The sequence below is a fragment of the Arthrobacter sp. KUASC02 genome, from assembly GCF_059739395.1.
In genome coordinates this window covers 392,497-406,093 of record NZ_AP046053.1, presented here as the reverse complement: position 1 = coordinate 406,093, position 13,597 = coordinate 392,497, and the positions used below count along the sequence as shown (strand labels likewise).

14 protein-coding genes are annotated in these 13,597 nt (G+C 66.9%); 12 read left to right on the top strand and 2 right to left on the bottom strand.

Annotated elements, in window-relative coordinates:
- The first annotated feature begins 98 nt into the window (after positions 1 to 98).
- The 9 genes from AC6JAC_RS01815 to AC6JAC_RS01775 all read left to right on the top strand — a co-directional run bounded on the left by AC6JAC_RS01815 (position 99) and on the right by AC6JAC_RS01775 (position 7,834).
- Positions 99 to 1,508, top strand: coding sequence for an MBL fold metallo-hydrolase (locus AC6JAC_RS01815; protein WP_497963225.1), 1,410 nt, complete (start codon positions 99 to 101; stop codon positions 1,506 to 1,508).
- Positions 1,509 to 1,621: 113 nt separating this feature from the next.
- Positions 1,622 to 2,218 (top strand): dihydrofolate reductase family protein, encoded by a 597-nt coding sequence (locus tag AC6JAC_RS01810; protein WP_454699715.1) that lies wholly within the window; start codon positions 1,622 to 1,624, stop codon positions 2,216 to 2,218.
- A 68-nt stretch (positions 2,219 to 2,286) separates the two neighbouring features.
- Positions 2,287 to 2,805 carry a GNAT family N-acetyltransferase gene (locus tag AC6JAC_RS01805; protein ID WP_497963223.1) on the top strand — a complete coding sequence of 173 codons (519 nt, stop codon included), beginning with the start codon at positions 2,287 to 2,289 and terminating at the stop codon, positions 2,803 to 2,805.
- A 171-nt stretch (positions 2,806 to 2,976) separates the two neighbouring features.
- On the top strand, positions 2,977 to 3,408 hold the full coding sequence (locus AC6JAC_RS01800) for a LexA family protein (protein WP_028270933.1): 432 nt from the start codon (positions 2,977 to 2,979) through the stop codon (positions 3,406 to 3,408).
- 10 nt (positions 3,409 to 3,418) lie between these two features.
- Entirely contained in the window at positions 3,419 to 4,708 is a 1,290-nt protein-coding gene (locus tag AC6JAC_RS01795) for a Y-family DNA polymerase (RefSeq protein ID WP_497963222.1), read from the top strand.
- Between the two features lie 23 nt (positions 4,709 to 4,731).
- Positions 4,732 to 5,490, top strand: coding sequence for a prolipoprotein diacylglyceryl transferase (locus tag AC6JAC_RS01790; protein ID WP_497963220.1), 759 nt, complete (start codon positions 4,732 to 4,734; stop codon positions 5,488 to 5,490).
- A gap of 104 nt (positions 5,491 to 5,594) precedes the next feature.
- The gene (locus AC6JAC_RS01785) at positions 5,595 to 5,870 is read left to right on the top strand and encodes a hypothetical protein (protein WP_231511215.1); all 276 of its coding nucleotides are present in this window, start codon (positions 5,595 to 5,597) and stop codon (positions 5,868 to 5,870) included.
- Entirely contained in the window at positions 5,867 to 7,471 is a 1,605-nt protein-coding gene (locus tag AC6JAC_RS01780; RefSeq protein WP_051628860.1) for a radical SAM protein, read from the top strand. Before AC6JAC_RS01785 ends, AC6JAC_RS01780 begins: the two co-directional genes overlap by 4 nt.
- Before the next feature lie 21 nt (positions 7,472 to 7,492).
- A complete protein-coding gene (locus AC6JAC_RS01775) occupies positions 7,493 to 7,834 on the top strand; it encodes a hypothetical protein (protein ID WP_028270938.1) in 342 nt (113 codons plus the stop codon).
- A 13-nt stretch (positions 7,835 to 7,847) separates the two neighbouring features.
- Here the strand turns inward: AC6JAC_RS01775 and AC6JAC_RS01770 are convergent, their stop codons facing one another.
- Positions 7,848 to 8,198, bottom strand: a complete 351-nt coding sequence (locus AC6JAC_RS01770) for a DUF3846 domain-containing protein (protein WP_028270939.1) — start codon at positions 8,196 to 8,198, stop codon at positions 7,848 to 7,850.
- Between the two features lie 160 nt (positions 8,199 to 8,358).
- On the opposite strand from AC6JAC_RS01770, the gene AC6JAC_RS01765 reads away from it, so the two are divergent.
- Both AC6JAC_RS01765 and AC6JAC_RS01760 read left to right on the top strand, forming a co-directional pair.
- Entirely contained in the window at positions 8,359 to 8,907 is a 549-nt protein-coding gene (locus tag AC6JAC_RS01765; RefSeq protein WP_028270940.1) for a low molecular weight protein-tyrosine-phosphatase, read from the top strand.
- Positions 8,904 to 11,006 (top strand): chorismate-binding protein, encoded by a 2,103-nt coding sequence (locus AC6JAC_RS01760; RefSeq protein WP_497963216.1) that lies wholly within the window; start codon positions 8,904 to 8,906, stop codon positions 11,004 to 11,006. The genes AC6JAC_RS01765 and AC6JAC_RS01760 overlap by 4 nt, the downstream gene beginning before the upstream one ends.
- Positions 11,007 to 11,023: 17 nt before the next feature.
- Here AC6JAC_RS01760 and cls read toward each other — a convergent pair whose 3' ends face one another.
- Positions 11,024 to 12,499 carry a cardiolipin synthase gene (gene cls, locus AC6JAC_RS01755; protein ID WP_028270942.1) on the bottom strand — a complete coding sequence of 492 codons (1,476 nt, stop codon included), beginning with the start codon at positions 12,497 to 12,499 and terminating at the stop codon, positions 11,024 to 11,026.
- A gap of 103 nt (positions 12,500 to 12,602) precedes the next feature.
- Here cls and AC6JAC_RS01750 point away from each other — a divergent pair, with 103 nt between their 5' ends.
- Positions 12,603 to 13,547: an aminodeoxychorismate lyase gene (locus AC6JAC_RS01750; RefSeq protein ID WP_497963214.1), complete on the top strand. Its 945-nt coding sequence runs from the start codon at positions 12,603 to 12,605 to the stop codon at positions 13,545 to 13,547.
- Positions 13,548 to 13,597 lie beyond the last annotated feature (50 nt).

Here is a 13,597-nt window from a genome sequence, read left to right as displayed (position 1 = left end):
CAGACCGTTTTGCATATACCCCCAGGGGTATTATGATTTTGAGTAGACCAACGGGGAACCAGCCAGGAACCCCTCAAACTTTCACGAAGGAGAACCCCATGCTTCTCGAGCGCATCTACGATGAAGACCTCGCCCAGGCCAGCTACCTCATCGGTTGCCAGCGGAAGGGTGAGGCAGTTGTTGTCGACGCCCGCCGCGACATCGACACCTACCGCTCCCTCGCCGCGGCCAACGGCATGACGATCGTGGCTGTCACGGAGACCCACATCCACGCCGACTACCTCTCAGGCACCCGCGAACTGGCTGCCGCAACGGGCGCCAAAATTTACGTCTCCGGCGAAGGCGGCCCGGACTGGCAGTACGGATTCGACGGCGAGCGCCTGTTCGACGGCAGCAAGATCACCATCGGCAACATCACCGTCCAGGCGCTCCACACCCCGGGGCACACGCCGGAACACCTGTCTTTCCTGATCACGGACGGCGCGTTCAGCTCCGAACCCGGCTACCTGCTTTCCGGGGACTTCGTATTCTCCGGTGACCTTGGCCGTCCCGATCTCCTGGACGAGGCCGCAGGTGGCGTGGACACCCGCTTCGAAGGCGCCAGGCAGCTGTTTACCAGCCTGCGTGACAAGTTCCTTACGCTGCCGGACTTCGTCCAGGTCTACCCGGGGCACGGCGCCGGCAGCGCCTGCGGCAAGGCCCTCGGCGCCATCCCGTCGTCGACGGTCGGCTACGAGCGGCTGTACGCGTGGTGGGGCCCTTACCTGGCCGCCAACGACGAGCAGGGCTTCATCGACGAACTGCTCGACGGACAGCCCGACGCGCACGCCTACTTCGGCCGCATGAAGCGCCAAAACCGCCAGGGCCCTGCCGTCATGGGCGAACGCGCCCCGCTCACGGAACTGGACACGGCCGCCGTCGTCCGCGACCTGGCGGCGAACAAGGCGACCTTCGTGGACACCCGCCCCAACACCGCGGTGCACCAGGGCACCGTAGCGGGCGCCCTGAACATCCCCGCCGGCAAGTCCGTTGCGAGCTTCGGAGCATGGGCCGTTGACCCTGAACGGGACAGCCGCCCGCTGGTGCTGCTGGCGTCGGGACAAGAGCAGGCGCAGGAGATGTGGGACCATCTGGTCCGCGTCGGTATCGACAACGTGGGGGGCTACGTGACCAGCATCGACGGCCTGCCCGCAGCCACACCGCGCCTGATCCAGCCCGAGGAACTCGAAGGCTTCGACGCCGCGGTTGTCCTCGACGTCCGCAACCGCACCGAACACACGGCCGGGCACATCCCCGGATCCAAACAGCTCAGCGGGGGCCGGGTCCTGTGGAACCTGGACCAGCTCCCCACCGGCGGCACCGTCGTGACCTACTGCCAGAGCGGCGTCCGCAGCTCGGTGGCGGCCAGCACGCTGCGCCACGCCGGGTACGACGTCGTGGAGCTCGACGGCAGCTACGCCGCCTGGGCTGCCCGGGAAGCGTCGCTGCAGTCGGCTTCGGCCCGCTAAACCCGCCGCCCGGCCGGAACCGCCGAAGGCCCCCGCACGGATATTTTCCGGGCGGGGGCCTTTTCCGCGGGGACACCATCGCGTCTACTGGAACCCGCCAGTAGCATGGGCGAATGAGCCAAGTCACATGCGATCTGACCATCTCCCTTGACGGCTTCCTCGCCGGACCGAACCAAAGCCTGGCGGAACCGCTCGGCGAAGGCGGAGAGGTCCTGCACAGGTGGCAGTTCGAAGAGGCCGAGTCCAACGCAGCGGCGCGCGAAGGCATCCTCGCCGCGGGCGCCTTCATCATGGGACGGAACATGTTCGCAGGCCCCGGGCCCGGGGCCTGGAGTGAGGACTGGCGCGGATGGTGGGGCGAGGAGCCGCCCTATCACGCACCGGTATTCGTACTCACGCATCATCCACGCGAGCCCCTGGAAATGCAGGGCGGCACCACGTTCAACTTCGTGACCGACGGGATCGAATCGGCCCTGGACCAGGCGCGGAAGGCCGCCGGCGGCAAGGACATCGCCATTGCCGGCGGAGCACAGACCGCCCGCCAGTACCTTTCAGCGGGACTGATCGACGAGCTGCGGCTCCACATCGCGCCGATCATCCTGGGAGCAGGCGAGCGGCTGCTGGACGGCGTCGGGAACCTCAAGCTGGAGCCGACCGAAGTGGGCGGGACCAGCCTCGTCACCCACGTGCGTTACCGGGTAAGCCACTGAAGCGCTGGCCCGCAATCGCCGGACGCCAGTTAGCGGACGTTGCGGTGCCCTTCGAATACGATCTTGTGATGCCTCTCCTTATCGCTCCGGAAGTCAGTTACCAATCGTCCTGGCTGGAAGGATCCGCAGAATTCGGCGGCGCCCGCCGGGACGGCGGCGGCGCGGAAGGCTGGCCCCTGGAAGAACTCAGGGAGGCCGGGGTGTTCCGCCGCTTTGTCGACGCGCTCGTCAAGGATGCATTGCCGGAGACTCCGCGGAGGACCGGGCACGTGCCCTGCACATACTTGTGGATCGTAGAAGGCGGCACGTTCCTCGGCTCGCTCGCCATCAGGCACGAACTGAACGATTTCCTCCTCAACGAGGGCGGGCACATCGGCTACAGCGTACGGCCCTCCGCCAGGCGTCGCGGCCACGCAGCCAGTGCGCTGGCCGACGCCCTGCCGATCGCCCGGGAATTGGGAATCCCCCGGGTTCTCCTCACCTGCGATGTCAGTAACGCAGGTTCCCGGGCGACCATCGAAAAGAACGGCGGCGCCTACGAAGACACGCGTAACGGTAAGCGCCGCTACTGGATCGACACCGCCTAACCGGACGCACCTGGAGTGAACTGGAGGGGCCTGTGATCCAAGCAGGCTTCAGCTTCAACGCGTGGAACCACGTCGGAGGAACGGCACCTGGCGCAGAGAGCGGAAATATCCAATGTCAGGGCCAGGGTCTACACTGAATCTATCGAACATATATTCGAATAAAGGTGTGTTGTGGGCATAGTTATCGGTCCCCGTGTGATAGATGCGGGCACGTCCCTGCTGTCAGTGCTGATCTCTCCAGTGCCGGTCGCAGCGGGCTATCCCTCGCCGGCGCAGGACTACTTTGACGGCAGGATCGACCTCAATGAACACCTCATCAAGGACATCACCAGCACCTATATCGTTCGGGTGTCCGGGGATTCGATGGAAGGGGCCGGGATCAGCGACGGCGACGAACTGATCGTCAACCGCGCCCTCCGCCCCAAGGACGGTTCAGTGGTCATCGCCGTCCTGGACGGCGAGCTGACCATCAAACGGCTCAGGATCACAGCCTCCGGAGTGCTGCTTCAGGCGGACAACCCCCGCTATCCGGACCTCCGCGTTCCAGCGCTGTCTGACCTGGTCATCTGGGGCGTGGCCACGCGGTGCCTGCACCATGTCTAGTGCGCGGGACATGCAGGCAACGGACGCGATCAGGCAGATCGCCTTGGTGGACGTCAACTGCTTCTACGCATCGGCGGAACGGGCATTCGACCCGTCGCTGGAAGGCCGCCCGCTGGTTGTCCTGTCCAACAACGACGGCTGCGCGGTCACCCGGTCCCCGGAAGCCAAGGCACTTGGAATCAGCGTGGGGGAACCATGGTTCAAGATCGCTCCGCGCGCCAAGGAATGGGGGCTGGTGGCAAAATCCAGCAATTATGAGCTCTACGGGGACATCAGCGCCCGGGTCATGGAGCTTCTGGGCCGCTATTCGGCCTGGCTTGAGGTCTACAGCATCGATGAAGCCTTCCTGGGCGTCAAAGGCACTCCAGACGAACTCCTGCGGCTCGGCCAGACCATCAAGGCCGTTGTCCGGCGCAACGTGGGGGTCCCGGTCTGCGTGGGGATTGCCGGCACCAAAACCCTCGCGAAGCTGGCCAACAAATGGGCCAAGAACAACCCCGGCCTCAGCGGCGTGTGCCATTGGGACGCCATGCCGGCACCTGCCCGCGAAGCGCTGATGGCCCGCCTGTCCGTCATTGAGCTCTGGGGCGTGGCCGGCCGGCTCACCAAACGCCTGAACGGCATGGGCATCCATTCCATCCTGGACCTCGCCCGCGCCGATCCCGTAAGGATCCGGGACCGCTTCTCAGTGGTGCTGATGCGCACTGTCCTGGAACTGCAGGGCACCGCGTGCATCCCCCTGGAGGAAGAGCGGATCGGACGTGACCAGCTCATCTTCAGCCGGTCGTTCTCCACGCCCCTCACCACCGCGGCGGACCTTCGGCAGGTCATGAGCGTCTATGCCCAGCAGGCCAGTGCCCGCCTGGCCAAGCACGGCCTGCAGGCCAAGGTCCTCACGGCCTTCGCCGGCACGTCGCACTACAACCCCCAGGACACGTCCTACCCCACCGTCTGCGTTACGCTGCCCATGCCCACCGCGGATCCCGTGCTGCTGACCCGTGCCTCGCACACCCTGCTGCCCCGGATCCAGGAAGGCACCAAGTACGTCCGTGCGGGCATCATGGTCACCGACCTGAGGCCCACGGGTCAGCAGTCGCCGCTGCCGGCATTTGCGAACCCCCACGAGGAACGCGGCATCGGAACGCTGCTGGAAGAGGTCAGCCGCCGGTACGGCAGGGGTTCCGTGGGGCTGGGCCACGCCGGCATCCGCGGAGGCCCGGACTGGTCCATGCAGCGCACCATGCTCTCACCCAGATATACGACTCACTGGGATGAACTTCCCGTCGTCAAAGCAGCCTGAGTACCCGCTGTTACACTCTGCTCATGATCGGGCTTCCCTTCGCGGGAGATGGGCTTGTGCACGGCGTTCTGACAGGGCTGGGAATCTTCGCAGCCCTGTTGTTTTACGCCTATGAGAAGCGCCGCCGCGGACTTACTGATCCGCGCCTCTGGCCCATCGCGGGCTTCGCCGTCGCCTTCGGAGCCATCGGCTCACGCGTCCTCACGTGGGATGTTTCCACGCAGGTTTCCCTGGCGGACTGGTGGGGCAACGGCGACCGCAGCATCCTGGCAGGCTTGGTGGGTGCATGGTTTGGCGTCCATCTGGGCAAACGGCTCACAGGCTACCGCGAGTCCACGGGTGACCTGCTCGCACCCGCCGTCGCACTGGCGATGGTCCTCGGACGGGTCGGCTGCCTCCTCACGGAGCTGCCGGGTACTCCGACCGGGGGCGCCTGGGGAATCGCACTCACCCCGGCGCAGGCTGCGCTGCTCGGCGGCCCCTCCGGGGCCGGGCTCCATCCGTCCTTTGCCTACGAAATCGTCTTCCATGCTGCCGCGTTCGCCGTCATGTGGCGCTTTCGCGATCGCCTCGCACACCCCGGTGACCTCTTCATCTGTTACGTGACCGCTTACGCGCTCGTCAGGTTCGGCGTGGAGTTTGTCCGCGGCAACGAGGTGCTCTGGCTGGGAATGAGCCGCCCGCAATGGTTCCTGCTGGCGGTCCTGCCCCTGTTGATCTGGCGCATGCGGCGGGTGTTCGGGAAACCGGTCCGTCCTGAGTTGAAAGGAAGAGTGGCATGAGCGAGGACAACCCTGACGTTCCCCCGAACCTGCCCCCGCACCAATCTCCGCCTCCGCCTCGGCCGCCTAAGCACGGGACGCCCCAGGAGCCGGCGGGAGGATCCATGGCGCTCGGCGTCGTCCTTGGCGCCTTGGTGCTCTATGTGGTCTATGTCGGATCCCTCATGGCCGTCGGACCCTACGCTTTGGGCTCTTTCGGCCTCGGAGGCCTGGGCGCGTTCATTCCGATCGTCCTCTATTTGCTGGTCGCTATCCTGCTGGCCATCCGGCGCCGCACGTCGCGTTTCGGCGCGGGGCTTCTGATTGGCCTCGGAATTTTTGTCCTGTTGGGCGGCGGGCTCTGCGTCGGCGCCCTAACCCAGATGGGAGGCCTGAGATGAATCCGTCACCTTTTGCTTCGGGACGGGCGCTGCCCGGCCCTGGCCAGCCGCTGCGCGGTGACCGCATCCACCGGTATGTCACGGCGTTCTGCCCCCGCTGCCACGAGACCAACCCGCCGCTCGCCCAGGTGCGGCGCCTGTCCGGGGTGCTGCTTGTCCGTGACGACCGCGTGTGGCTCGAACGCGGCTGCCCCGACCACGGCCTGGTGCGCACCCTGTACGACGAATCCCCCGAAATCCTCAGGTATCTGGAGAAGTGGCAGGCACCCACCAAACAGCACATCCCCGACCAGGCGGACAACTACCGGCCGGTACCGGAGGCGTACGCCTATGGCCTTCCGGCCATGCAGACACAGCACACCTGCATCCTGCTGCAGGACATCATCGAGCACTGCAATCTGCGCTGCCCCACCTGCTTCACCTCCTCCGGCCCGCAGTTGCAGGGGGTGGCTCCCCTCACCGAGGTACTCGCGAACGTCGACGCACGCCTTGCCCGGGAGAACGGCCGCCTTGACGTGCTGATGCTCTCGGGCGGCGAGCCCACGCTCTACCCCCATCTCGCCGAGCTGTTGGAGGAACTTGTCGCGCGGCCGATCGTCCGGATCATGGTGAACAGCAACGGCATGTTGATCGCGACCGACGACGAGCTGCTCGCCTTGCTGACCAAGCATCGCGACCGGGTGGAGGTGTACCTCCAGTACGACGGCCCCTCCAAGGAGGCGTCGATCCACCACCGCGGCGGTGATCTGACCCGCTACAAGGATGCGGCAATCTCGCGCCTGTCCGAGGCGGGCATCTTCACCACCCTGACCATGACGGCAACCCTCGGCGTCAACGACGGCGAGGTGGGTGACGTCGTCATGCGCGCCCTGGAAACCCCGTTCGTGGGTGGAGTCGCCCTGCAGCCCGTGTTCGGTTCCGGACGCGGCCACGGCATCGACCCCCTGGACCGGCTCACCCACACGGGCGTCCTTGCCCGGCTGGCCGGGCAAACCAACGGCGTGGTCTCGTGGCATGACCTGACGGCCCTTCCGTGCTCGCATCCGCACTGCGCGTCCGTGGGCTACATGCTGAAGGACGACTCCGGGGTCTGGCGCTCCCTGACCGCCCTCATCGGGCACGACCAGCTGCTCGCCTGGCTGGAGCTCAACCCGGACAGCATCGCCAACCGCATTGCCGACAGCGCGATCCCGCTTGAACTGCGCAACCTCATGAAATCATCTCTGCTCGACCTGCTGAGCGAACAGTCGTCGCTGTCCCACCCGCGGACAGCGGACCTCTGGAAGAATATCTGCACGCAGTGCGACCTCGGCATCGGCACGCTCACCACCTTGGCGGCCGGCAAGCTCCCGGGCCAGCAGCAGCGGCTGCGCCGGCTCCTCGCTGAACGCGTCACCCGCATCATGGTGAAGCCGTTCATGGATATTTCCACAATGATCGAGGAACGGCTCACGCAGTGCTGTGTCCACGTGGGAACCAAGAGCGACGCCGGTGGTCACCAGTGCGCCCCCTTCTGCGCAGTGCAGGCGTGGCCGGCCCTGTCCAGACAGCGGATGAGCACTGCCACGGGTCAGCAGCTGCTCCCGGTGCGCCAGCTCTAGGACGAATTAGGGAGGATGACGATGAGTTCCGATTCGGACGCCCGGCGCATCGCAGCCGGGCCGCTGCCATCGCAACTGGTGCCGCACCGGGACGGCGCCCCGCCGGATGCCGCCCCGTTCGATCCGCTCCGCCTCTGCATCTTCGCCACGATCGCGTTGCTGGGCTGGCTGACCGGCCCCGTGGCCCTGGCCGTGTTCGCGGCCATCGGGTTCGCGGGCTACTGGAAAGCACGCCGGAGGGGCCTGAAGAAGTCGAACTGCTACCTCCGCGACACCAGGCTTGTGCTCGGCTATCTGGGCCTTCTCCTGGCCGCCGGCCTGTGGGGGATCTATGCGCTGGCGGCACAGCTGTTTGGCATCTGAACAGGCGTCCGGCCTAGGCAGCCAGCGGTGACCCGAACATTTCCGCAGCGCGCCGCAGGAGGTGCTCCGGAACGTCCGCTTCGCCGCCGCGCTCCGTCCGCCCCAGGAACACGGCCGTGCCACGGGCGGCATCGGACAGGTCGAGCCCCGCCTCGCGGATGAGTTCGGCCGCCCGGATGTTCGGCGGCAGGTTCATCAGGTGGCCTTCAGCGTTGAGGTAGACGTGCCAGTCGCCGCGGCTGACGGATTCAAGGTGTCCCCCCACCAGCTGCTGAAGGGTGTCGGTCGTCGCATCAATGGTCACGGTTCTCAGTGCGTCACCCAACCGGACCGGAATGACCAGTGCAGTACATGTAGTGCTCATTTTTCTTTCCTCATACTGATAACTGAGATGCCGCTCAATCTGTTCCCACCCGCGGCTGGATCCCGACAAATATGACAGGATCCGAAACGATAATGACTTGCCCGTAATGCGGACAGCCTGTGACTAGCCAAGAGGGGGCACCATCCCCCATGCTTGCTCCATGTCCTCAATGTCGAGCCCATACCGGATCATCGCGGTCTGCACCGGAAATATCTGCAGGTCCCCGATGGCCGAGCTGATGCTGGCCGAGGCCTTCGCAGCAGCGGGGCTCGCCGGCGCCGTCGTCGTGGATTCCGCCGGAACCACAGCCTATGAGGCCGGCCGCCCCATCGATCCCCGGGCCGCCCGCAAACTGGCAGCCCATCAACTCGCCTCGGACCGCCACATTGCGCGGGAGTGGCGCCCCGAGTGGTTCCGCGACCGCCAGCTGATCCTCGCCCTTGACGTGGACCACTACGGCTGGCTGCGCGCGACGGCACCCGACGGGGAGGCGCTGGCCCGGATCCGGATGCTGCGCAGCTTCGATCCGGCAGTGGCCGGCCGCGACCTCCTGGACCAGGGCATCGAAGACCCCTGGTACGGCGGCCATGCCGACTTTGACGTCACGTGGGACCTCATCAAGGCCGCCGTCCCCGGAATCGTGGGCCATGCCCGGCAGGAACTCCAGCAACAGAACTGGTCCGGGCAGCAGGTACGCTCTATTTCATGACCCCCGCACCCGTGATCATTGCCGTCGATGGCCGGTCCGGCGCAGGAAAGACCACCCTCGCGATCGAACTTGCCGCGCGGCTGCGGGAGCACCACAAAGTCTCGCTGTTCCATCTGGAGGACGTCTATCCCGGCTGGAACGGGCTGGCGGCGGGCATCGAGCGCTATGTCACCACTGTCCTGGCGCCCCTGAGCCGCGGCGATGCTGCCGACTGGGTCAGCTGGGACTGGGAGAAGCACTACGACGGCCCGGCGCGAACCACACTGCCGGCAGAGATCGTAATAGTGGAGGGCGTAGGTGCCGCCGCGGCCTCCGCCCGTCCGATGCTGGACGCCGTGATCTGGTCGGAGTCTTCCGACGACGACCGCCGTACCCGGGCGCTGGCGCGCGACGGCAGCACATACGAACCCTTCTGGGACTTGTGGGCAGCGCAGGAGGATGAGTGGCTGGCAACGGATCCGGTGCCGGACCATGCCCAGATCCGGGTGCTCAACCGGGCCGACGGCACCGCCCCGGACGACGTCCTCCAGGCGCTGCTGCACCTGCCGGCCCTCGCTGCCGTGTTGTTGCCGGAGCTCTCGGCACGCCTCGGCCTTCAACTGCATGCCGAGCGGCTGGACTGCGTGCCTGATGCCGCGCGGCTCTTCCACACCCTCTACGGCCGCTCGCCGCACGCCGTGTGGCTGGACTCCTCGCTTCGGACGGAGGGACTGCCCGCCGAACGCAGCCGCTTCAGCATTCTGGCCGACGACGGCGGGAGGTTCGGCCAGGACGTCCGGCACCGTTCCGGCGTGACCCGGCTGACCATCGGCACCGCCACGGTGGCCACCGCCGGGCCGTTCTTCCGCTGGCTCGACGGCGTCTGGGGCCGCCGCGCGCTCCGGCCGCCGGAGGGCTACGCCTGCGAATTCACCCTCGGCTGGCTGGGCTATCTGGGCTACGAACTCAAGCGCGAAACCGGCGGCAGCGACGTTTCGTCGGAAACCCCCGACGCCGCCATGATCTTCGCCGGCCGCGCCGTGGTCCTGGACCACCGCGAAGGCAGCGTGTGGCTCCTCGCCCTGGAGGCCCCCGACGCCGCGGAGTGGCTGGCACTCGCCCGCTCGGCGGTGGCGGCGGCAGCGGCTGCCGGGCCCACCGGAGACACCGTCGGCACTGCAGGCACGGGCCCCGTCGTCGCGGGCGGCGCCATGGGCACCGGAAGCAAGCCTGCTCCCGCGTTCACGGGCCGCGACACCGAAAGCGCCTACAAGGTCAAGATCGCCGACGCGCAGCATGAAATTGCCGAGGGGAACACCTACGAGGTCTGCCTCACCACCGCCGTCAGCGCCGTCGTTCCGGCCAATCCGGCCGACCCCGCCGGACCGGACGCGCTGGACGCCTGGGCGACGTACCTGGCCCTGCGCCGGAAAAACCCGGCGCCGTTCGCCAGCTACCTGCGCTTCGGCGAGCTGACGGTCGCCAGCACCTCACCGGAGCGTTTCCTGCGGATAGCGGCCGACGGCGGCATGCGCGCCGAGCCGATCAAGGGCACCCGTCCCAGGGGCTCGGAACCGGCCCGGGACGAGGAGCTGCGGCGCCAGCTGGAGTCCTCGCCCAAGGACCGGGCCGAGAACATCATGATCGTGGACCTCCTCCGCAACGACCTGAGCCACTTCGCCATAGCCGGATCAGTCACCGTGAGCAGGCTCTGCGCCATCGAAAGCTACGCCACGGTCCACCAGATGGTCAGCACCATCGATGCGAAGCTGAAGCCGGGGCTGCCGCGTGCCGAAGCGGTGGCCGCATGCTTCCCCGCAGGGTCCATGACGGGGGCGCCGAAGATCAGCACCATGGCCATCCTGGACCGTCTGGAAGAGGTGCCGCGCGGGGTTTATTCGGGCGCCATCGGCTATTTTTCGCTGAGCGGGGCGATGGATACGGCAGTGGCCATCCGGACCCTGGTGATTAGCGCCGACGGCGCGGGCGGCGCAGAGCTGAGTCTCGGCGTCGGCGGTGCCATCACCGCGGATTCATCCCCGCAGGAGGAATATGACGAAATCCGCACCAAGGCGTACGGAGTCCTCTCTGCGCTGGGCTCGGAGTTTCCGCCAGACTGACCTGCGCCAGGCTGGCCCTATTGCAGCGTGGCCGTGAGCCGGGCGACGTTGTCCACGTATTTGACGGCCATGGGCCGCTGCATCCAGTCCTCGAGCGTCAGCTCACGGGAGATGCCCCGGTACGTGTCCTCCACGGCGCGCATCTTGGCCACGATGTCGGCGCCCAGGAGCATCACCGAAACCTCAAGGTTCAGCGAGAACGACCTCATGTCCATGTTGCTGGACCCCAGGACGGCCACTTCGTCATCGATGGTGAAGTGCTTGGCATGCAGCACAAACGGCGCCTTGTACAGGTAGATCCGCACGCCGGCTTCCAGCAGCGCCTCGTAGTACGACTGCTGGGCGTGGTGGACCAGGAACTGGTCCCCCTTTTCCGAGACGAAAAGTTCGACGTCGACGCCCCGCTGCGCCGCCGTCGTCACCGCATAAAGCAGCGAATCATCCGGGACGAAGTACGGGCTGCAGATGGAGATCTTGTGCTGGGCGGAGTAGATGAGGGTGTTGAAAAGCCGCAGGTTGTTCTCGGTGATGAAGCCGGGTCCGCTGGGCACGGCCTGCGCGGTCACGGCACCCGGCGCCAGCTCCGGCTGGTGGGCCAACTGGTCCTCCAGGGACTCGTCCGTTTCGCTGAGCCAGTCGGTCGCGAACACCACGTTGAGCGTGGTGACAATCGGTCCGCGCAGGCAGGCCATGAGCTCCACCCACTCGCGCCCCACTTTGCGGTGCCGGGGGTTGTTGTAGGAGGGCTCGATCAGGTTCTGCGAGCCCGTGAAGGCGATTTCGCCGTCGATCACCATGATCTTGCGGTGGTTGCGCAGGTCCGGACGGCGCCACTGGCCGTGCACCGGACGCAGCGGCAGCATGGGCCGCCACTGGATCTTGCTTGCCTCGAGGCGCCTGATGAGCTTCCGGTAGCCCTTGATCCGCAGGGTCCCGAGGTGGTCGAACAGCACCCGGACCTGGACGCCGCGCTCCGCAGCCTCTTCCAAGGCGGTGAAGAGGTCGTCCGTAATGTGGTCCGTGCTCATGATGTAGAACTCGGCGTTGACGAACTCCTTGGCCCCGCGGACGGCGGCGGCCATGGCCTTGATGGAGTCGGGGTACCCGGGCAGCAGCTCCACGCTGTTGCCGTCCACCATGGGCAGTGAACCGAGGGTCTTGTTCAGTTCGGCTGCCGAGGCCACCCATTCCGGGCCGTCGTAATCGCTTTCGACGGCGGCCAGCTGGGACGTCCCGGCGCGGACCCGCTTGTTCACGGCATCCTGCTGGGCCCGGCGCTTGCGGGAGAGTTTGAAGTTTCCGAACAGCAGGAACAGGATCAGGCCGAGAGCGGGCACAAAGAAGATTCCCAGCAGCCAGGCCATGGCCGTGGTGGGGCGGCGGTTGCCGGGGATGATGCCCAGCGCCAGCACCCGGATGATCAGGTCAACAATGCTCAACGCCAGCACGAGCCAGTAAGGCGCGGTGCCCACCAGCGGAAACGGCCACAACACAGACAGACTCCCACGGTTACTTCCCCCGCCGGACCGGTTCCGGAAGGCATCCAGCACAGCCTATCCCGCGGCTGGCGTCCGGGGCCGAGGATAAGCTGGAGACATGACTCCTGCTGCCCCGGCCACCGTGCTCGTATTCCTTGATCCCAGCTTCGACGACGGCCGGATTGCCGATGCTTCGCAGCCGCAGCTGATGGCCACGGACCAGGGCGCCACCCGGGGCGACGGCGTCTTTGAGTCCATGCTGGCCGTGGGCGGAAACCCGCGGAAGCTCGACGCCCACCTGCGGCGGCTGCAGGGTTCGGCCACCGCCCTGGAGATTGACATCCCGGCTGAGGACGCCTGGCGCCGGGCCATTGCGACGGCGGTCGGCGAGTACCGCTCCCAGCACCCCGCCGCCACTCCGTCAGAGGACGAGACGGTGGTGAAGCTGATCTGCACCCGCGGCGCCGAGGGCGGAACAGCCCCCACCTGCTGGGTCCAGGCTTCGCCTGTCCCTGCGGCGGGCCGGAGGCAGCGCGAAACCGGGATCGACGTCATCCTGCTGGACCGCGGCTACGACAGCGAAGTGGGCGAGCGCGCGCCATGGCTGCTGCTCGGCGCCAAGACGCTCTCCTACGCGGTGAACATGGCGGCCCTGCGGTACGCCCACCACCAGGGGGCGGACGACGTCATCTTTACGTCGGCCGACGGCCGTGTCCTCGAAGGCCCCACGTCCACGGTCCTGCTCGCTCACCTTGACACGTCCGACGACGGCGCCGGCGGCACCCGCACGGTGCGCCGCCTCATCACGCCGCAACTGGACAGCGGCATCCTGCCGGGCACGTCACAGGGCGCGCTTTTTGCCGCCGCCAAGGCCGCGGGCTGGGAGCTCGGCTACGGCCCGCTGGAACCTCGGGACCTCTTCGACGCCGACGCCGTCTGGCTGATTTCCAGCATCCGGCTGCTGGCCCCCGTGAACCACATCGACGGCAAGGAAATCGGCACGCCCGCCCTGCGGAAACAGCTGACCGACGAACTCAACGAGCTGTTCGCCACCATCGAGTAGGGCGCCACCCCCGTCCTCCCAACGCTCTCTCACTTCTCGGCGCCTTCCCC

Coding starts and splice junctions, on each gene's coding strand:
- AC6JAC_RS01815 (WP_497963225.1), top strand. CDS start 99: ATGCTTCTCGAGCGCATCTACGATGAAGACCTCGCCCAGGCCAGCTAC.
- AC6JAC_RS01810 (WP_454699715.1), top strand. CDS start 1,622: ATGAGCCAAGTCACATGCGATCTGACCATCTCCCTTGACGGCTTCCTC.
- AC6JAC_RS01805 (WP_497963223.1), top strand. CDS start 2,287: ATGCCTCTCCTTATCGCTCCGGAAGTCAGTTACCAATCGTCCTGGCTG.
- AC6JAC_RS01795 (WP_497963222.1), top strand. CDS start 3,419: ATGCAGGCAACGGACGCGATCAGGCAGATCGCCTTGGTGGACGTCAAC.
- AC6JAC_RS01790 (WP_497963220.1), top strand. CDS start 4,732: ATGATCGGGCTTCCCTTCGCGGGAGATGGGCTTGTGCACGGCGTTCTG.
- AC6JAC_RS01785 (WP_231511215.1), top strand. CDS start 5,595: ATGGCGCTCGGCGTCGTCCTTGGCGCCTTGGTGCTCTATGTGGTCTAT.
- AC6JAC_RS01780 (WP_051628860.1), top strand. CDS start 5,867: ATGAATCCGTCACCTTTTGCTTCGGGACGGGCGCTGCCCGGCCCTGGC.
- AC6JAC_RS01775 (WP_028270938.1), top strand. CDS start 7,493: ATGAGTTCCGATTCGGACGCCCGGCGCATCGCAGCCGGGCCGCTGCCA.
- AC6JAC_RS01770 (WP_028270939.1), bottom strand. CDS start 8,198: ATGAGCACTACATGTACTGCACTGGTCATTCCGGTCCGGTTGGGTGAC.
- AC6JAC_RS01765 (WP_028270940.1), top strand. CDS start 8,359: ATGTCCTCAATGTCGAGCCCATACCGGATCATCGCGGTCTGCACCGGA.
- AC6JAC_RS01760 (WP_497963216.1), top strand. CDS start 8,904: ATGACCCCCGCACCCGTGATCATTGCCGTCGATGGCCGGTCCGGCGCA.
- AC6JAC_RS01750 (WP_497963214.1), top strand. CDS start 12,603: ATGACTCCTGCTGCCCCGGCCACCGTGCTCGTATTCCTTGATCCCAGC.